We start from the raw sequence: 17,947 nt of genomic DNA, 5'->3' as shown, positions 1-17,947 counted from the left end.
AAACGGCACGTTTGGCAACCGGGAACGGCCGATGTTGCAACCCATTGGATGCCAGAAGGTTATGCAAGGCCGGCATTGCTGTTGCCTTTTACATAATAATGTTAACGCCAAAGCGGCCGTCATGCTGTTGCGGTTAGTGTGGGCTTGCCGGATGGATCAGGGCCGTGTGAAAACAAAAACTCCCGGTGTGACCATGCTGTCACACCGGGAGCGTTGTTTGGCCTGTGGCCTTCAATCTTCACGACCGAAGGCAGCAAGCGTATGTTTTAGTCAATCTTCACCTTGTTGACGGTGATGCCAGTCAGGGCAGTGCGCTTGATTACGTATATGCCTGCCGGCAGTCCGTTGGCAGCTTCGGCCGGTGTCACGTTGGCCTTGCTGCGTACCAGGCGTCCGTTGATGTCGAAAATCTCGATGTCTCCCGGCTCTGTGCCTATGCTTCCAATGCCGTCTGCAATGGTGTTGTTGACCGTTAAGGGCACATATATGTCTGCTGCGCCGCGAGAAGCCAGCTTGACATAAGCCTCATGCACGCCTACGTCTTTAGAGTTGAACGACACTGTGAACGAGCCGCCCGTTGCAGGCAGGGTGGCCGTAGACACCTTGAACTTGCTCTTGTTGGGGCCTCCAACAGTCAGCTTGATAGGCTCCACGAGGTTGGTTGCCGTCACTTCCACAGCGTCGGACACGGCGTCTTCGCCTTGTACGGCCACAAAGGCCAGGTTTTGCATCGAAGTCCTGATGGTGCCGAGGTCGGTTCGGCCATAGCTAACGTCGTCTATGTAATAGGTGGCAGAGTTGTTACGCCCGCGCGTGCTCTTGAAGCGGAAGGCCATGAAGAACTCGTCGGCTATGTTCTGCCCGGTCAGGTCGATGTGGAACTCTTGCCACTCGCCGCTTTGGTCGGCCAGGTAAGGCATGTTGAACCCGTCTACCGGACCCACATACATGTCACCATCGGCAAGGTCGATGTAGCATAGCTCGAGCTGGTCTGTCTGGTTGTCTCTCAGATAGTCGCCCCTGACCCTGAACGTGAACATCTTGGTTGCAGAGTTGGTGAAGTCGAGCGGCGGTGTGACAAGCATCATCTCGCAGTCTTCCTCGTTGCCTTCGAGCACGTTGCTGTCGTAAGCAGTGACCTTTGCGGCGCGCTCTCCGGCCCACTCATCCTCTGCCGGGAACTCATAGCCCCACCATGCACGCTTGCCCTTCATGGCCAGGTTCTTCCATCCGCTGATAGACAGCGGCTTGTTCTTGGTCACTCCGTCGAATTGCTCATTGAGCAGTTTTACGGGGTTGGAAGCGTCGAGCGGCAGGTCGTCGCCCTCTTTGCCGGGTTCGGGCTCGGTGCTTTCTACGGCCTTGCCCTTGAGCTTCACGCGCACGGTGTCTATGGCGAGGCTGTATATCACAATCTCGTTCTCATAGTCGCCGACGGCTTTCGGGGCGAAAGTAACCTTCACTTCGGCCTTTCCGTCTTTCATTAGCATCGACGTGCCGAGTATGAACGAGCCAGCGTCTTTCATCTTGAGGTATGCATAGTCGGGCAGGTAGGCAGTGGTGACCGCTATAGTCTGTTCTTGCCTTTCGCCAACCTTGGCTTCAAACTGTGGCACCTCGGCCGGCTCGACAGTGACCCTTGGCGGGTTCTGCTCGTCGGTGGCATAGGCCGAAAGGCTGATGGCCTGGTAAACGTCGGGCATCTGCGGACAGTCGATGAGCAGCCTTGCGCTGTGCTTGCCTATGGCAACGGGGTTGTAGGAAACCACTACGTCGGTCTCGCTCGTGCCTGCCGGTATCGTTGTTTCAGACAGGCTGAACAGCTTGCGGTCGGTGCCGGTTACCTCAAGGGTGGTAGGTGCCGGCATGTTGACGGCGCTGATGTGTACAGTGCCAACCACAGTGGACTTTCCGATGAAGCCGGCCGCCATGTCAAACTTGTTGGGCGACACCGTGAGCGAGGGCTCGGCAACCACGGCGGGTGCTATGTCGGCTGCGCTTCGCGGCGCTATGAGCACGGCACCGGTCGACGTTGACAGGCCCGTTATGTTGACAGTGCCTGTAGGCACGGGCGTGCCTATTAGCGAAGTGCCGTCGAATATGCGTATCTTGCCTTCGCCGGTAGCGTCGGTAACGGTAGGTTGCGCCATTCCTTCTTCAAAGGTTGCGCCTTCGTCCACGCCGGTTATGGTGGCGTTCTCCACCCTCACAAGCCTGTTGACGTAATCCTTCGGGCTGGCTTTGAGCGCAGCCAAGGTGACTGTTGTGGGATCAGCCGTGTTGCCTTCGGACACAACCTGGCCCAGCGTGGATGATGTGGGGATGAACGACATGGCGCCGAACACCGACGTGATGTTGCCGATGAACCCGGTGAGCTTGTCGCCCTCTTTGTATGTAGCCTGCAGATACTGGTAGTCGTCTCTTACGAGCATGCCTCCCGTTGCGTCCTGGAGGTAATACTCCGGCATGCCGTTGCCCTTGTTGACGAAGGTAACCACGGCCTCGCCGGTGTAGCGGTAGGTGAGGTAGTCGTCGGGGTTTTCGGCGGCAAACTCACTCAGTGTGGCTATTGGCTTTACGGGCATGGTAATCCATGTGGCTTCCATCTCTACGGCATCACGGCCCGGTGTGCTGAAGGTTATGGTGGCCTTGCCGTTCTCTGTCACCGGCGTCAGCGTGAACGTCACGTCCTTTCCCTGCTCGGTCTGGGCCTCTGCGGCTGTTACAGTGGTGACAGACGGCTTCAGTTCGTCGCCCGTTACGGCGATGGTTATGTCGCCCTGCAGCTTGTCGCCCCTTACGTTGACTACAGCTGTCTGCGGGTCGCCGCTGTAGACATAGCTGAAGTTGAGCGCGCTCTCGCTCAGTGTTATTGACGGAGCGTCGTCGTCGGGCTCGTCGTTGCCGGTGAACAGGCCGGCGTAAGTGTCGGCCACGCGCAATGCACCGACCAGAAGCGTGGGCGCTGTGCCTTTCGACGACGTTCCCTGGCGGAGCTCAATGCCCTGCAGTCCGTAATTGGACACGCCCGAGCCCGACTTGTTCGGGTCGATGGCGGCGTCGGCCTGGGCCGGCTCTTCGGTGTAGCTGGCCGGGTTGACAAACAGCGACACACCGTCTTGCCGCTCGCCTGCAGCTCCAATCTCATACTTTACCACAATTAGGTAAGTCTGCCCTGTGCTGAAAGTTTGCCCGGCAAATGTCGGGTCGGCGGCTCCACGCTCCACTCCGAGGCGGTATTTGCCTTCTTCGTCGGCCTTGTCTATGTAGAGCCTTCCGAGCTCGGTGCCGGTCTTTCCGTCGGCCACGGGAGAGCTTTTCGTGCGTACCACGAGCGACATGACGTAAATCGGGCCGGTTGGTTCCTTCGACACGTTGATGAGCGCCGAGTAGTACAGGTTGCCCTCCTTGACGCCGTCGTCGTTCGGGTCGAAGCGTGCCACGAGGTCTTCTGCCGTTTTCTCCGGCCCGAGCTCAATGCTCTTGCCCTTCACCCCGCCCGGGTAACCGGCGTAGTCGAGCGTCTTGTCTACAACTTGTATCGGCGAGTCGGGGTTGGTTCCATACTTTACCCATGGGCCTTGGCCGTATAGTGCCCCCACCGGGTAGTTGAAATTGTCTTGCCACGATAGCTGTGCACCGACGTCGGCGGGCACTGCAAACAGCATGGTCAGCAGCAGTGTGGCATAAGCTAACGTTTTGTTTAGTTTTCTCATAAACTAGTTTTAAAATGAAAGATAAGTAAGAAGAAGACCTCTCACCATGAAGTCTCGTTTGCAAATATAGTGATTTTATGATATGAAAACAAATATTTTGAGTATAAAATGAATCATTTTCTCATGTTTTATACAATTGTGCCTGCGTTTCGTGTTGACTGTGCCGCCACGGCCGTTGTTGGCGCACGTAGATTTTGCAGGCCGTCAATGCCTGTGCCACCACGGCGCCGTTGGGGCGGGCCGGCTTTGTCTTTGTCTGTCAATATCAGTCGTTTAGCATCGCAAAACAGGTCGTTTCGCCATGCAAAATGGCCTGTTTTACAACATGAAACAGGCCGTTTTATAATGCGTTGACAGCCAAGCTGTTATGTTGCCGCTCACCCGTGGCCGCCTTTGCCGTGCGAGACAGCGCCGCCGCCCCGCCCGCCGCTCCCACCCGGGCAATCGGCTTGCGGGTCGGCTCCGCCGTGTTGCACACCTCAAATGTTTGTGCGCAATTTGGCTCCCCGGCGTTTTAAAATACTTTAAAACATCTTTTCCAAATTTGCTTTTCTTGATAATATAGATTATCTTTGCATAAGATAGGTTGCGTTCGGCGTGCACTGACATCCAGACATTGCAGCCGTTTGCGCGATAATTGCAGGGCATAATGCATTAAGACAACAGATTATACATAATCATAATATGTTTGAGAACTTAAGCGACAGACTTGAACGCTCATTCAAGATACTGAAGGGCGAAGGGAAGATAACCGAAATCAACGTGGCGGAGACACTGAAGGATGTTCGCCGCGCACTGCTCGATGCTGACGTAAACTATAAGGTTGCAAAGACATTTACCGACACCGTCAAGCAGAAGGCTCTCGGCATGAACGTGCTGACGGTCGTGAAGCCTGGCCAGCTCATGGTTAAGATAGTCCACGACGAACTGGCCGAGCTCATGGGAGGCAAGGCCTCTGACTTGCACCTCGATGGCAAACCGGCAATAATACTCATGTCCGGACTGCAGGGCTCGGGCAAGACAACTTTCAGCGGCAAGCTGGCCAACATGCTGAAGGCAAAGAACCGCAAGAACCCATTGCTCGTGGCATGCGACGTTTACCGTCCGGCAGCCATCGAACAGCTGGGTGTCGTTGGGCAGACAGTGGGCGTGCCGGTGTATTCGGAGCCCGGAAACAAGGATGTGGTGGCCATTGCCAACAATGCCATCCGCGAGGCGCGGGCCAAGGGCAACGACGTGGTAATCATCGACACCGCGGGCCGTCTGGCCATCGATGAGCAGATGATGGACGAGATAGCTGCGCTCAAGCAGGCCGTAAACCCCGACGAGACGCTCTTCGTGGTGGACGCGATGACCGGACAGGATGCGGTGAACACAGCCAAGGAATTCAACGACAGGCTCGACTTCGACGGCGTGGTGCTCACCAAGCTCGACGGCGACACCAGGGGCGGAGCTGCACTGTCGATACGCACCGTGGTGACGAAGCCAATCAAGTTTGTGGGTACCGGCGAGAAGATGGAGGCCATTGATGTGTTCCATCCCGACCGAATGGCCGACCGCATACTTGGCATGGGCGACATCGTGAGCCTTGTTGAGCGTGCCCAGGAGCAGTTCGACGAGAAGCAGGCCAAGGAACTCGAGAAGAAGATACGCAAGAACCAGTTTGACTTCAGCGACTTCCTCAACCAGATACAGCAAATAAAGAAGATGGGCAACCTTAAGGACTTGGCTGCCATGATACCCGGCCTCGGCTCGAAGATAAAGGACATCGACATCGACGACAGTGTGCTCAAGAGCATCGAGGCCATAATCAACAGCATGACGCCAAAGGAGCGCTCAAACCCGAAAATCATCAACCAAAGCCGCAGGATGCGCATAGCCAAGGGGTCGGGCACTACATTGCAGGACGTCAACAGGCTCATGAAGCAGTTCGACCAGATGCGCACGATGATGAAGCTCGTCACCGGCACGTCTAACAGCAAGATGATGCAGATGGCCAACGCCATGCGTCAGATGAAAGGAAAACTATGATAACCCAAAACGATATGCAACTAATTGACGGAAAGGCTACTGCAGCCAAGATTAAGGAAGAGATAGCAGAAGAGGTCGCCCGCATCGTCGCCAACGGCGGAAAGCGCCCGCATCTCGCGGCCGTACTCGTGGGGCACGACGGCGGTTCGGAGACTTATGTCAAGAACAAGGTCATAGCTTGCGAGGCTTGCGGGTTCAAGTCGTCGCTCATACGCTTTGAGGACAGCGTGACGGAAGCGGAGCTGCTGGAGTGTGTGGCAGGGCTCAATGCCGACCCGGACGTTGACGGCTTCATAGTGCAATTGCCCCTGCCGAAGCACATCGACGAGCAGAAGATTATAGAAGCAATCGACTATCGCAAGGACGTCGATGGCTTCCATCCAATCAACGTGGGGCGCATGGCCATCGGGTTGCCGTGTTTCATCTCTGCCACACCGCTCGGAATATTGACACTCTTGCGCCGTTATGACATTGAGACCAGCGGCAAGAAGTGCGTCATTCTGGGGCGGAGCAACATCGTTGGCAAGCCTATGGCGCAGCTTATGATGCAGAAGCAGTATGGCGACGCAACCGTGACGGTGTGCCACAGCCATTCGGCCAACCTGAAGGATGAGTGCCGCGAGGCCGACATTATAATAGCCGCAATAGGCCGCCCAGACTTCGTCACGGCCGACATGGTGAAGGACGGCGCCGTAGTCATTGACGTTGGCACCACACGTGTGCCCGACCCGACACGCAAGAGCGGCTTCCGCCTCAATGGCGACGTCAAGTTCAGCGAGGTGGCGCCTAAGTGCTCGTTCATCACTCCGGTGCCCGGTGGGGTGGGGCCGATGACGATTTGCTCGCTCATGAAGAACACATTGGCCGCAGGAAAGAAAGAATACTATAAATAAGGAGAACCTAAACATGACCGCAGAAGAATATTACAAGCTCGGCAATCGCTACCGGCAGGAGGGTAACTGGCAACTGGCCATCAACAATTACGTGGCCGCCGTGGAGCAGGATCCCGAAAGTCCGGCCGCCGAAGCAAAGAGAATGCTCGACGACATATTGAACTTTTACAATAAGGATGCCTATAATCCTTAGTCAGATAGCTTAAACCAGATTAAAGAAAGGAGAATACTTTATGGGTAAAATCAGAGGCGCTATTGTAGTAAACACAGACAGATGCAAGGGATGCGGGCTCTGTGTGGAATCCTGTCCGCAGGATGTCATTGCGCGAGGAAAGAGAGTTAACGTCCACGGATACCCATTTGTGGAGGTAGTGAAAGGCGATGCTTGTATAGGATGCGCGTCATGCGCCATAGTATGTCCTGACGGATGCATCACTGTTTACAGGAAAAAAATGGAGGAATGAAAGCTATGGCAGACAGAGAAGTGACACTGATGAAAGGCAACGAGGCGATAGCCCGTGCCGCTATTCGTTGTGGAGTTGACGGATATTTCGGCTATCCTATCACACCGCAGAGTGAGGTCATCGAGACATTGGCTCTCGAAAAACCCTGGGAGACCACCGGCATGGTGGTGCTGCAGGCAGAGAGCGAGGTGGCGTCAATCAACATGTTATACGGCGCCGCCGGTGCCGGCAAGCGGGCCATGACGTCGTCGTCAAGCCCAGGTGTGGCCCTGATGCAGGAGGGCATTGCCTACATGGCAGGTGCTGAGCTTCCCGGCGTCATAGTCAACGTACAGCGCGGAGGCCCCGGCCTCGGCACCATCCAGCCGTCGCAGAGCGACTATTTCCAGGCCACACGTGGCGGTGGCAACGGTGATTACTACGTGATAGTGCTTGCACCAAACTCTGTTCAGGAGATGGCCGACTTCGTTGACCTTGCCTTTGAGCTTGCTTTCAAGTACCGTATACCGGCAATGATACTGAGCGACGGCGTCATTGGGCAGATGATGGAGAAGGTTGTGCTGCCTCCGTTCAAGCCTCGCCGCACGGAAGAGGAAATAATGAAGGAGTGCCCATGGGCCACGTTTGGCTGCATAGGTGGCAGGAAGCCTAACATAATAACGTCTTTGGAGCTGCAGCCCGAAGCAATGGAGGCCCACAACATCCACCTGCAGAAGAAGTATGATGAGATACGCCGGACAGAAGTTCGCTATGAGACACAGCAGTGCGATGACGCAGACTACATCATCGTGGCGTTCGGCAGCGCGGCCCGCATAGCCCAGAAGGCCATCGAGATTGCCCGCGAAGAGGGCATAAAGGTTGGTCTTTTCCGCCCGATAACGCTGTGGCCTTTCCCGTCAGAGCAGGTAGATGCCGTGGCAAGGGGCAAGAAGGGCGTGCTCGTGGCCGAGATAAATGCCGGCCAGATGGTAGAGGACGTGCGCCTGGCCATAAACGGCAAAGAGCCCGTTGAGCATTTCGGACGCTTGGGCGGCATTGTGCCCGATCCGGATGAGATAGTGAATGCACTGAAGACAAAACTTATGTAAGGAGGCTATAAGATGGAAAATATAATTTCGCCTGACAATCTTGTCTATAAGAAACCGACGTTGATGAACGATGTCCCGATGCATTATTGCCCGGGATGCAGCCACGGTGTGGTTCACAAGCTGGTGGCTGAAGTGATAGAAGAGATGGGCATGAGCGACAAGGCCATTGGCGTCAGCCCTGTGGGGTGTGCTGTGTTTGCCTATCGCTACATTGACATTGACTGGCAGGAGGCTGCCCACGGGCGTGCTCCAGCCGTAGCGACAGGCATCAAGAGGCTGTGGCCCGACCGTCTGGTGTTTACATACCAGGGCGACGGCGACCTTGCCTGCATAGGCACAGCCGAGACGGTGCACGCGCTGAACCGTGGCGAGAACATCACCATAATATTCATAAACAATGCCATATACGGCATGACCGGAGGCCAGATGGCGCCCACGACGCTGCTCGGCCAGAAGACCAGTACCTGCCCATACGGGCGTGAGGCGTCGCTGCATGGCTATCCGTTGAAAATCACCGAGATGGCTGCGATGATGGAAGGGACATGCTATGTGACCCGCCAGAGCGTGGATACGGTGGCTTCAATACGCAAGGCGAAAAAAGCGATACGCAAGGCTTTCCAGGCCTCGATGGAAGGAAAGGGAAGCTGCCTTGTTGAAATTGTCGCTACATGTAACAGCGGTTGGAAGCTCACCCCGGTGCAGGCCAACAAGTGGATGGAAGAGAACATGTTCCCGTTCTACCAGAAAGGCGACCTCAAGGATACTATCTGATGGTGTTTGCTCCTAACTATTATCAATGTTTTTTAAAGCAGACTTATTATGAAGAAAGAGATTATAATATCGGGCTTTGGCGGACAGGGCGTGCTGTCGATGGGTAAAATCCTTGCTTATTCGGGCCTGATGGAGGACAAGGAGGTTACGTGGATGCCGGCATACGGTCCGGAGCAGCGCGGTGGCACAGCCAATGTGACGGTCATTGTGAGCGACGACAAGATTTCATCGCCTATATTGAGCACTTACGATGTTGCCATTGTGCTCAACCAACCGTCGCTCGAGAAGTTTGAACCGAAGCTGAAGCCCGGTGGAATACTGATATACGACGGTTATGGCATCATCAATCCGCCGACGCGGAAAGACATCACCGTGTACAGGATTGACGCCATGGACAAGGCTGCCGAGATGAAGAATGCCAAGATATTCAACATGATTGTGTTGGGCGGATTCCTAAAGGTGTGCCCCATCATCAGCAACGATGGCATAGAGAAGGCCCTGAAGAAGACTCTGCCCGAGCGTCACCACGGTCTCATTCCGCTTAACATGCAGGCTCTCGAAGAGGGTGGCAAGATTATAAAGCAGATGTGACGATGACTCAATATGGCTGTCATGCAGCCTGCACAGACTGTTGCATGGTTGCTTGCCGGCATTGATTTAATGCACAATACCGCGGCCGCAAGTGCTCATTGAAGCGCTTGCGGCCGTATTTTTTTCCCAATACGGTGGTTTGCGCCCACCGTGGTCACACCCGATAGGCGTGCGAATTGGTTGCAGTATTTGGCTTTGGTGTGGCGGCTTGCGTCGAGATGAACCGGCAGGGAAGATGCCGCGTGCAGGCATTGAGCATTTGAATGGCTTGATATAAATATTCAGACAGCCACCCAGCGGTCTGTGGGCTTATTGTGGTATGGTGTGTTTGCCTGGTTTTCCCCGTCTTGCCATTGCCGTTGGTGCGGCAGCCAGCCCATGCCATCCCACCCCCGTCGGCCGTCTCCGCCAAGCCGTTCGGGCGTTTAACGTCCGGGCGGCGGGCATTATTCTTGGCGTAGCAGCCGTTGTATAGGTGCCGCCCCGCAACCTCCATGCCACGGTGATGGCGGATGTTTCTGTAAATGTTGTTTCCTTATCGGCCTTGTGGCGCAACCGGCTGAGCCATAGTGGCTTGCCGGCACCATGCCGTCGATGGTGCCGAATGGGCTGTTTCGCAATGCAGTATGGCCTGTCTTGCATTGCCAAACGGCCAGTTTTGCGTTGCCAAACGGCCAGTGTTTCGCAACCATGTCGTTTTGTATTGTTTCCCGAAGCTTATTTTCCCCCTCACCGCAAAGCGTTTCCGATAGGATGCCACACTGTATGTGATCCGGTTCAACGGCATAGCCTGCGTTGCGGAAAGTGGCGGGGTGGGCCAGCCACGCCACATTCTTGCTGCGCAGGCTGGGTTCGACTTGGCCTGAATGCGTATGCGTTCGCAATCATAAATGCAGTGTTCCGATTCGTATAACATTTTTTCTTTTTTGGTTAATGGGCTGCAGCCGAAATTGAATTACATTTGCACAGGCTTACAGTTTCACGCCCGTATAGTGTGGGCGTTGCTGCCGCCATGTTTTAAAACGTGAAACATCATGCAAGCAAAAAGCGACGATATAATTACGGTAAACACCGTCGGAGAATATGCCGACCTGTTTGGTTGCCCTCAGGCGCGGCATCCCCTGTTCTGCACATGCCGACTGTCGGATGTCAGGGATTACGTCCCGGTAGGCAAACCTGTACGGTTGAACCTTTATTCTGTAGCGATAAAGGACGGCACAACCTGCAATGCACGTTACGGGTGGCGCAGCTACGACTTTTCCAGTGGGGCAATCAACTTCTTTGCCCCGGGCCAGATGCACTGTTGGGACGAACATACCGCCAACTCCGGCAGGTGGGGGTGGCTGCTGGCATTCCATCCCGACTTCGTGCGGAAATATCCGTTGGGTGAAAAGATACTTCGCTTGAGGTATTTCTCTTACGAAGTGGACGAGGCGTTGCACATCTCTGACAGTGAGCGGAAAACGGTGGAAGGCATCATGGATGGCATTGAAGGCGAATACCTGCAAGGCGTAGACCGGCACACGCAGGACATCATAGTTGCGCAGCTCGACGTGCTGTTCTGCTATGCCGAGCGTTTCTACGACCGCCAGTTCCGTATGCGCAGCAACGCCGAACCCGACATACTGGTGCGTGTGCAGCGCATGTTTCGGCAGCATCTCGACGAGCGTCGTGGCGAGTTCCTGTCCGTCAGCGCCGTCGCCAGCGAACTCAACATGTCGCCCCATTACCTCAGCGACCTGTTGAGAAGCCAGACGGGGATGAACACCAAGCAGCACATTCATGCTTATTTGGTTGATTGCGCCAAGGTGTTGCTGGCCAACACGCAGTTGTCGGTGAGCGAGGTGGCATATAGGTTGGGCTTTGAATACCCGCAGCACTTCAACCGGCTGTTCAAGAGGAAGACCGGTATAACGCCTTCGGAATACAGGAAACTTACATGAAAACATACGGCTATGACAAACATCGAGACAAATGGGCGCATTTCACGTCGCACGTTCCTGAAGCAGCTGGGGTTGGCGGGGGTATTGGCAGGAGCCCCCTCGTGTGTGCGGAAGGGTGATGGCGACAGGCCTGGCCACGGCCCTATGACTTGCCGGACAGACCCAAAGACCGGACGGGCTGTATCAGTTTTGGGATATGGATGCATGAGGTGGCCGCCCGCTGCCGAGCCTTCGGCCGACGGTTGCCCCATAGACCAAGACACTGTAAACCGCCTTGTGGACTATGCCATGGGGCATGGCGTCAACTATTTCGACACGGCTCCCATCTATTGCCAGGGGTGGTCGGAGCGGGTAACGGGCATTGCGTTGAAGCGCCATCCGCGCGACAGCTATCTCGTGGCCACCAAGATGTCTGCCTCTGACGACCTTTCGCCAGAGAACATGACGGCAATGTACCGCCGTTCTCTTGCCGACCTGCAGGTTGACTACATCGACCATTACCTTTTGCACGCCATTGGTGGCGGGGGCATGGACATGTTCGAACGGCGCTTTGTGGCCAACGGCATGCTCGACTTTCTGCTGGCAGAGCGCGAGCATGGGCGCATCCGACATCTCGGGTGGTCGTTTCACGGCGATATCGACGTGTTCAAACGGGTGTTGGACATGCACGACACCATTCATTGGGACTTTGTTCAGATACAGCTAAACTATGTAGACTGGCGGCATGCGGCGGCATACAACTCCGACTGGCAGGCTGCTTTGGGCGACAACGCCAACGCTGAGTATTTGTATGGCGAGCTGGCCCGGCGCAACATACCGGTCTTTGTGATGGAACCTTTGCTCGGGGGCAGGCTGGCAAATGTAGACCAGAACGTGCTGGCCGACATGAAACAAAAGCGCCCCGGGCACACCGCCGCTTCGTGGGCAATGCGCTTTGCAGGTTCGCTGCCGGGCGTCCTGACCGTATTGAGCGGCATGACATACATGGAACACCTAAAAGACAATCTGTCTACCTGTTCGCCTCTCGAGCCGCTATCGGTAGAAGAGCAGGGCTTTTTAGAGGATGTTGCGGTGCGGATGGCCGGAAACCGTTACATACCATGCACCGATTGCAAGTATTGCATGCCCTGTCCTTACGGCATAGACATACCGGCTATATTCCTGCATTACAACAAATGCGTCAACAACGGGATGCTGCCCGAGAGCAGCCGGCACGACGGATATGGGCAGGCACGCCGCGCTTTCCTCATTGGCTACGACCGCAGTGTGCCCCGCCTACGCCAGGCCGCCCATTGCATCGGCTGCGGCCGGTGTGCCTCTAAATGCCCGCAGGGCATCGACATACCGTCGCAGATGCAGTCTGTCGACAGGTTTGTAGAGAGGCTGCGGCGGGATGAGCCATGAGGTGTGGCGTTGGTTAGTCGGCCGGATGCACAGTCTCAGCCGTGGGCGGTCGGGCCATTGTCAGGCTTGGCGGCCGTGGACAGCAGTAGGTCTACATGTTTCGTCGATGTCTTCAGTTGGTCTTTCGTGTTGGAAAATTATGGTGGTGCCTCTTCACAGCCCCAATCCGACAGGGCAATGCCCCGCCGTTTGACGGCTTTGGTCTGCCCAACTATGCCGCATATTGCGGCCTTTTCCGCGTCTGGAATGTGGCGTAAATGCTTTTCGCGGACCATCGTAGTGCAGCCGGCCTATGACGCCTGCAAGCCTGTCTGCTGCTGGTCGGAGGCGTATCCTGCCCATTTGCAAGGCTCTTGACCATAGAAAAGCCATGCGCGGCAGCCGCCACGGACGATTGTTTTGTAATGATTTGTCTCTGAGTTTGCCACGTTGCGCAATCCGTTGAGGTTTAGTTGGTTGGCCCGCTACAGCAGTCTGCTGTCGCAATTTGTGCCGTTTGGGCGTGCAATATGTGCCGTTTTGGCCAACAATACAGGCCGTTCGGGAATGCCGAACGGCCTGTATTGCCTCGCCATGGCGTTTTGTAAATAAATCGATAGTGCTGTAGCCCGGCCTTCACCCGGCCGTGCCCTTTGGCTAAATCTCTATGCGCTCTATGCCGCCGCAGTCTACAAGATGCTCGAAGCAGCCTTCGGCAGGGAACAGTCCGCCGTAGATGCCGGCGCAAATCAGCACCCCGCCGTGTGCAAACACAGCCACCCTGCTGTAGTCTTTGCGGCGCAGTTCGTCGAGGAAGTCGGCCACTCGGCTGTACAGTTCAGGAAAGCTTTCGCCCCCGGTCGGTGCCAAGTGCATGTAGTCATCATACCATTTTTGCAGGTTTTCGTCTTTTATCTCGTCAAACTTCTGCATCTCCCATTCGCCCATGTTCATTTCCTTTAGGCGCGGGTCGGTGGTGGCGTCGGCGTGGCCGCAGTAAGCCGCCAGTTTGGTGGCGCGCGTCAGCGGCGACGAGTATGCCCGGTCGAACGGTTCAAACCTTGCGAGGTTGGCCTTTGTCACGGCGGCCTCTTCTTCAAAAGTGTCGGCCACGGGCACGTCGGTCCATCCGTAGCACGTGCCTTTTTCCACACCCACGTGGGTGTGCCTGATTAGTATCACTTCCATCTGTCGGTTCTATGTTATGTTGTTCAGTATTGGCTGTAGCAGCAGCTCACGGTGATGTATACCGTCAGTTCTACGAGAAGGAACATCGCCCCGCAGCAATCGCCGGTGTATCCGCGCAGTCGGTGCCATATAAGCAGGTAGAGAGCGTACATCACCAGGCACGGCATGAATATGACATACTGCCAGTCGGTGTAGCCCCTGGTTAGGTAGATGAATGCCGCCATGGGCAGCAATCCCTGCAGGGCCATGCCCACTCCGGCCTTGATGCCGGGGCGCCGGTATACGGTCTTGGCCTTCGACTCTTCTTCGGTGCGTGCGTAAGGCATCATCATTATCACCTGCCCGGCCACCATCTTGGCAAAAGGGTCGGCAGCGAATACCGTGAGCGCCGCCACCATGGGTGGCAATGAGAGGAGCGAGGCCACAAGCAACAGTTCGTAGACCACCAGGCCCACCACACCGTAAGTGCCTGTCCGCGAGTCTTTCATTATGGCGAGTATGCGGTTGCGATCGGTGCCTCCGCCGCCGAAACCGTCGAAAAAGTCACACAACCCGTCTTCGTGCAGCGCGCCTGTAAGCAGCAGCCGTATGGCCACGGCCAGCAATATTGCCACGGAATACGGCATTGCATGGTGACCGAAGAATATGACGGCAGCCGTGATGCCGCCGGTGAGCCACCCCACCAATGGCCAGTACTCAACCACGGCGCGGTAGCACTGGCGCGGAGGCTGGTGGATTCGCCACAGCGGCAGGCGCGTGAAGAAGATCAAGGCAGCCCAAAGGTTGTCGTACCATTTAGAAGTATTTAGTGATATTTGCATGTTCAAAGTCGTTCATTTCGTTCATCATTCTAACCGCACTGTCTATTATCGGGAAAGCGCAGAGCGCCCCTGTGCCTTCGCCGAGCCTCATGCCGAGCTGCAGCAGGGGCTCGGCGTGCAGCAGCTGCAGCAGCCTGCGATGGCCGTTCTCGTCGCCCTGGTGCCCGAATATCATGTAGTCGCGGGCTTCCGGAACCAGTTTTGTGGCGGCAAGGGCGCAGGCCGACATTATGAATCCGTCGACCATCACAACCAGGCGGCGTTCGGCGGCGCCGAGCATGAGCCCCACGGCGGCAACCATCTCGAAGCCTCCGAAGTATCGAATGCAGTCGGTCACGCCGGCGTCGGGTTTCCATCGGTGGTAGCGCCCGGTGGCCTCGGCCAGCACTTTGCGCTTGTGCGCCAGTCCGGGGCTGTCGAGTCCGGCCCCGGCCCCTATGCATTCGTCGAGCGCAACGCCCCCGAGCTCGCTCATCCATACGCTCGATGCCGAAGTGTTGCCTATCCCCATCTCGCCTATGCAGATGATGTCGGAGCCCTCGTCAAGGCACATCGCGGCCAGTTCGTCGCCGGTTTCGACAGCCTTGTCCATCTGTTCCAAGCTCATGGCCGGGCCGTAAAGGAAATCGGCCGTGCCGCGGGCAATCTTCCTGTCGGTTATCGCGGGGTATCCTCCGAGGTCATGGTCGACGCCCATGTCTACAATGTGCAGTTTGAACCCGTGCTGCCTGCAAAACATGTTAACGCCTCCGCCGCCCTTGGTGAAGTTGACCATCTGCTGCCATGTCACCTCGCGCGGCGACACGCTCACGCCTTCGCGCTCTATGCCATGGTCGGCGCCGAGCAGTATGTGTTGCGGTTTGTGCAGTGTGGGGTGCAGCGTTTGCTCTATCAGGCATATCTGCATGGCAATGCTTTCCAGCCTGCCAAGCGAACCTTTGGGCTTGTTCAGGTTGTCAATCTTGTGGCGTATGGAGTCTTCAATGCGCCTGTCAGGCCTCTCGATGTTAAACTTTCTCATGTCTGTATATGTTTTTTTGCATTGACTTGCCGGCCGCGCAAACTTGTTTGGCGCGCCTTGCTCTCATTTTATCCTTACAGGTATGCCGCTCACCATGAGCACCACTTCGTCGGCTTTCGACGCGACATACTGGTTCATCCAGCCCTCCAGGTCGGTGAAACGCCGCTGTATGGCGTTCTCGCTCACGCCGCCCCAGCCAATCTCGTTGGTCACGAAGATAAACGTCGCGTCTTGCCGCGTGAGCCGGTCAAACTCGTCTTTCAGGGCGCCCAGGGCCTCGTCGACCGACGGTTGCTCCCATTCGGCCCTGTCGCGGCGGAAAAAGAAGTTGGTGCACCACAGCGTGATGCAGTCTACCACGGCCACCCTGCCGCTGAGGTCGTGGCGGCTCAGGTGCTTCTCTTCCTCAATGTTGGTCCATTCCTGGCCGCGCCTCTGCTTGTGTTTGGCCACCCTCTGGCGGAACTCGTCGTCCCAGATGTGCGCCGTCGCCATGTAAACGGGCGTCGGGCTGAGGCTCAGCGCCAGGCTTTCTGCATATCGGCTCTTGCCGGAACGCTGCCCTCCGGTTATCATTATAATCTTAGTCATTGCGTAGGCAAAGTTACAATAAAAATCCGAAAGGGCCGAATAGCCAACCATCGATATAGCTTATAAATAGTTCTAAATGGTGGTATTTGTCTTAAAACGGATTTTTTGGGGCCTAAACATTTGGCGCAATCGACTTTTTAAACTAATATTGCATGTGGCAAGGGATACAATACCCTGCATTAATAGATAAAAATTATAGGTATGAAAAAGTTATTATTAATGTTTGCTGCAGTCGCATTGACTGCACAAACTACATCTGCTCAGACAGTCGAAGACAGCAAGTTTTTTGACAATTGGTATTTGGGAGTCAACACAGGTCTAAACGCTAAGACCACACACACGGCCATATTCAAGAACCTCAACCCTTCGGCCGGTTTGCGCATAGGGCGCTATTTTACGCCGGTATTTGGTTTTGCAATCGAAGGCGAGGCTTATTTCAACAATAAAGCGAGCATGCAGCGCCCGCTCGGTACGTTTGTCAAGGGCACCAATGTGTCGTTGTTGGGAACCACAAACTTCAGCAATTGGTTTGGCGGTTACACCGGCGAGCCGCGCTTGTTTGAGGTAATCGGTGTCTATGGACTGGGCTGGGGCCACGTCTTCAGCACAGAGAGTGCCGACGTTTACGAGCGCAATGCGTTCACCTCAAAGCTGGGATTGGACTTCGCCTTCAACCTCGGTGCACGCAAGGACTGGCAGGTTTACATTGAGCCGAACATCACTTATGCGCTTGATAACGGCATGAAGACACAGTTCAATGTAGACCGTTCTGCCTTGGGAGTGCTCGTTGGAGTGAACTACAAGTTTGCCAACAGCAACGGGACACATAATTTCAAGATTGCAGAATTGCGCGACCAGGCTGAGATTGACGGTCTGAACGACAGGATAAACAGGTTGCGCGCCGCCAATGAAGAGAAGGAAGGCGTCATCGCCAACGACCGCAACACCATAGCAGACCTGCAGGCTCAGCTCGCAGCAGCCAAGCAGCAGAAGCCTACGGTGGTTGTGAAGAAAGACGAGAACGTTCTCCAGCCTACTGTCATTTTCCGCCAGGGAAAGAGCAATATCGATGCCGCACAATACGCAAGTGTGTCGATGGTGGCTACATATATGAAGAACCACAAGGACGCAAGGATACTTATCAAGGGATATGCTTCGCCGGAAGGCAGCAAGGAACTGAACCAGAAGCTCTCTGAAGCACGTGCAAATGCTGTCAAGGACGCGCTTGTCAAGCGTTACGGCGTGGCTGCCTCACGCATCAGCGTAAGGGGCATGGGAGCCACAGACGAGCTATTCGACGAGGTAGATTTCAACAGAGTGGTTACTTTTACGGATATTAGCAAGCAATAGTTAGAGCCGTAGCGGCAAATAGTTTTGTCCGCCGAATAAAGAAAAGGGTAAATTTTTGTTTTGGGATACGCCCCCGTCGGCCTGATGGCCGGCGGG

At 55.6% G+C, this 17,947-nt stretch carries 15 protein-coding genes; 10 read left to right on the top strand and 5 right to left on the bottom strand.

The window, feature by feature from the left end:
* Positions 1 to 266: 266 nt before the first annotated feature.
* Positions 267 to 3,716 carry a DUF5689 domain-containing protein gene (locus tag H6B30_RS09410; RefSeq protein ID WP_205109922.1) on the bottom strand — a complete coding sequence of 1,150 codons (3,450 nt, stop codon included), beginning with the start codon at positions 3,714 to 3,716 and terminating at the stop codon, positions 267 to 269.
* 684 nt (positions 3,717 to 4,400) lie between these two features.
* Here H6B30_RS09410 and ffh point away from each other — a divergent pair.
* The 9 genes from ffh (at position 4,401) to H6B30_RS09365 (ending at position 12,901) form a co-directional block, all read left to right on the top strand.
* Positions 4,401 to 5,747 (top strand): signal recognition particle protein, encoded by a 1,347-nt coding sequence (gene ffh / locus H6B30_RS09405; protein ID WP_205109920.1) that lies wholly within the window; start codon positions 4,401 to 4,403, stop codon positions 5,745 to 5,747.
* Between the two features lie 14 nt (positions 5,748 to 5,761).
* A complete protein-coding gene (gene folD / locus H6B30_RS09400) occupies positions 5,762 to 6,640 on the top strand; it encodes a bifunctional methylenetetrahydrofolate dehydrogenase/methenyltetrahydrofolate cyclohydrolase FolD (RefSeq protein WP_205109918.1) in 879 nt (292 codons plus the stop codon).
* Positions 6,641 to 6,653: 13 nt separating this feature from the next.
* Positions 6,654 to 6,833, top strand: a complete 180-nt coding sequence (locus H6B30_RS09395) for a tetratricopeptide repeat protein (protein WP_205109916.1) — start codon at positions 6,654 to 6,656, stop codon at positions 6,831 to 6,833.
* 40 nt (positions 6,834 to 6,873) lie between these two features.
* On the top strand, positions 6,874 to 7,104 hold the full coding sequence (locus H6B30_RS09390; protein WP_205109914.1) for a 4Fe-4S dicluster domain-containing protein: 231 nt from the start codon (positions 6,874 to 6,876) through the stop codon (positions 7,102 to 7,104).
* Between the two features lie 5 nt (positions 7,105 to 7,109).
* Positions 7,110 to 8,192: a 3-methyl-2-oxobutanoate dehydrogenase subunit VorB gene (locus H6B30_RS09385; RefSeq protein WP_205109982.1), complete on the top strand. Its 1,083-nt coding sequence runs from the start codon at positions 7,110 to 7,112 to the stop codon at positions 8,190 to 8,192.
* A 12-nt stretch (positions 8,193 to 8,204) separates the two neighbouring features.
* Complete coding sequence (locus tag H6B30_RS09380; RefSeq protein WP_205109912.1) at positions 8,205 to 8,963, top strand: thiamine pyrophosphate-dependent enzyme; 759 nt, start codon at positions 8,205 to 8,207, stop codon at positions 8,961 to 8,963.
* 48 nt (positions 8,964 to 9,011) lie between these two features.
* Positions 9,012 to 9,554 (top strand): 2-oxoacid:ferredoxin oxidoreductase subunit gamma family protein, encoded by a 543-nt coding sequence (locus H6B30_RS09375; RefSeq protein WP_205109910.1) that lies wholly within the window; start codon positions 9,012 to 9,014, stop codon positions 9,552 to 9,554.
* Positions 9,555 to 10,588: 1,034 nt separating this feature from the next.
* The gene (locus tag H6B30_RS09370) at positions 10,589 to 11,497 is read left to right on the top strand and encodes a helix-turn-helix domain-containing protein (protein WP_205109908.1); all 909 of its coding nucleotides are present in this window, start codon (positions 10,589 to 10,591) and stop codon (positions 11,495 to 11,497) included.
* 12 nt (positions 11,498 to 11,509) lie between these two features.
* Positions 11,510 to 12,901 (top strand): aldo/keto reductase, encoded by a 1,392-nt coding sequence (locus H6B30_RS09365; protein WP_205109906.1) that lies wholly within the window; start codon positions 11,510 to 11,512, stop codon positions 12,899 to 12,901.
* A gap of 636 nt (positions 12,902 to 13,537) precedes the next feature.
* Here the strand turns inward: H6B30_RS09365 and cobC are convergent.
* From cobC to cobU, 4 genes are all read right to left on the bottom strand, one after another.
* Positions 13,538 to 14,068, bottom strand: a complete 531-nt coding sequence (cobC, locus tag H6B30_RS09360; protein ID WP_205109904.1) for an alpha-ribazole phosphatase — start codon at positions 14,066 to 14,068, stop codon at positions 13,538 to 13,540.
* 23 nt (positions 14,069 to 14,091) lie between these two features.
* Positions 14,092 to 14,889 carry an adenosylcobinamide-GDP ribazoletransferase gene (locus H6B30_RS09355; protein WP_205109902.1) on the bottom strand — a complete coding sequence of 266 codons (798 nt, stop codon included), beginning with the start codon at positions 14,887 to 14,889 and terminating at the stop codon, positions 14,092 to 14,094.
* On the bottom strand, positions 14,864 to 15,910 hold the full coding sequence (cobT, locus tag H6B30_RS09350) for a nicotinate-nucleotide--dimethylbenzimidazole phosphoribosyltransferase (RefSeq protein ID WP_205109900.1): 1,047 nt from the start codon (positions 15,908 to 15,910) through the stop codon (positions 14,864 to 14,866). The genes H6B30_RS09355 and cobT overlap by 26 nt, the downstream gene beginning before the upstream one ends.
* A 63-nt stretch (positions 15,911 to 15,973) precedes the next feature.
* The gene (gene cobU, locus H6B30_RS09345; protein ID WP_205109897.1) at positions 15,974 to 16,501 is read right to left on the bottom strand and encodes a bifunctional adenosylcobinamide kinase/adenosylcobinamide-phosphate guanylyltransferase; all 528 of its coding nucleotides are present in this window, start codon (positions 16,499 to 16,501) and stop codon (positions 15,974 to 15,976) included.
* Positions 16,502 to 16,702: 201 nt separating this feature from the next.
* On the opposite strand from cobU, the gene H6B30_RS09340 reads away from it, so the two are divergent.
* Positions 16,703 to 17,851: an OmpA family protein gene (locus H6B30_RS09340; protein WP_205109895.1), complete on the top strand. Its 1,149-nt coding sequence runs from the start codon at positions 16,703 to 16,705 to the stop codon at positions 17,849 to 17,851.
* Positions 17,852 to 17,947: the final 96 nt, after the last annotated feature.

This window comes from Marseilla massiliensis (genome assembly GCF_016899955.1).
Classification (GTDB): Bacteria; Bacteroidota; Bacteroidia; order Bacteroidales; family Bacteroidaceae; genus Prevotella; species Prevotella intestinigallinarum.
This window is presented reverse-complemented; position numbering and strand designations above follow the sequence as displayed.

Bases quoted from the DNA above. Each gene is read 5' to 3' on its own strand.
- H6B30_RS09410 (WP_205109922.1), bottom strand. From the start codon at position 3,716: ATGAGAAAACTAAACAAAACGTTAGCTTATGCCACACTGCTGCTGACC.
- ffh (WP_205109920.1), top strand. From the start codon at position 4,401: ATGTTTGAGAACTTAAGCGACAGACTTGAACGCTCATTCAAGATACTG.
- folD (WP_205109918.1), top strand. From the start codon at position 5,762: ATGCAACTAATTGACGGAAAGGCTACTGCAGCCAAGATTAAGGAAGAG.
- H6B30_RS09395 (WP_205109916.1), top strand. From the start codon at position 6,654: ATGACCGCAGAAGAATATTACAAGCTCGGCAATCGCTACCGGCAGGAG.
- H6B30_RS09390 (WP_205109914.1), top strand. From the start codon at position 6,874: ATGGGTAAAATCAGAGGCGCTATTGTAGTAAACACAGACAGATGCAAG.
- H6B30_RS09385 (WP_205109982.1), top strand. From the start codon at position 7,110: ATGGCAGACAGAGAAGTGACACTGATGAAAGGCAACGAGGCGATAGCC.
- H6B30_RS09380 (WP_205109912.1), top strand. From the start codon at position 8,205: ATGGAAAATATAATTTCGCCTGACAATCTTGTCTATAAGAAACCGACG.
- H6B30_RS09375 (WP_205109910.1), top strand. From the start codon at position 9,012: ATGAAGAAAGAGATTATAATATCGGGCTTTGGCGGACAGGGCGTGCTG.
- H6B30_RS09370 (WP_205109908.1), top strand. From the start codon at position 10,589: ATGCAAGCAAAAAGCGACGATATAATTACGGTAAACACCGTCGGAGAA.
- H6B30_RS09365 (WP_205109906.1), top strand. From the start codon at position 11,510: ATGACAAACATCGAGACAAATGGGCGCATTTCACGTCGCACGTTCCTG.
- cobC (WP_205109904.1), bottom strand. From the start codon at position 14,068: ATGGAAGTGATACTAATCAGGCACACCCACGTGGGTGTGGAAAAAGGC.
- H6B30_RS09355 (WP_205109902.1), bottom strand. From the start codon at position 14,889: ATGCAAATATCACTAAATACTTCTAAATGGTACGACAACCTTTGGGCT.
- cobT (WP_205109900.1), bottom strand. From the start codon at position 15,910: ATGAGAAAGTTTAACATCGAGAGGCCTGACAGGCGCATTGAAGACTCC.
- cobU (WP_205109897.1), bottom strand. From the start codon at position 16,501: ATGACTAAGATTATAATGATAACCGGAGGGCAGCGTTCCGGCAAGAGC.
- H6B30_RS09340 (WP_205109895.1), top strand. From the start codon at position 16,703: ATGAAAAAGTTATTATTAATGTTTGCTGCAGTCGCATTGACTGCACAA.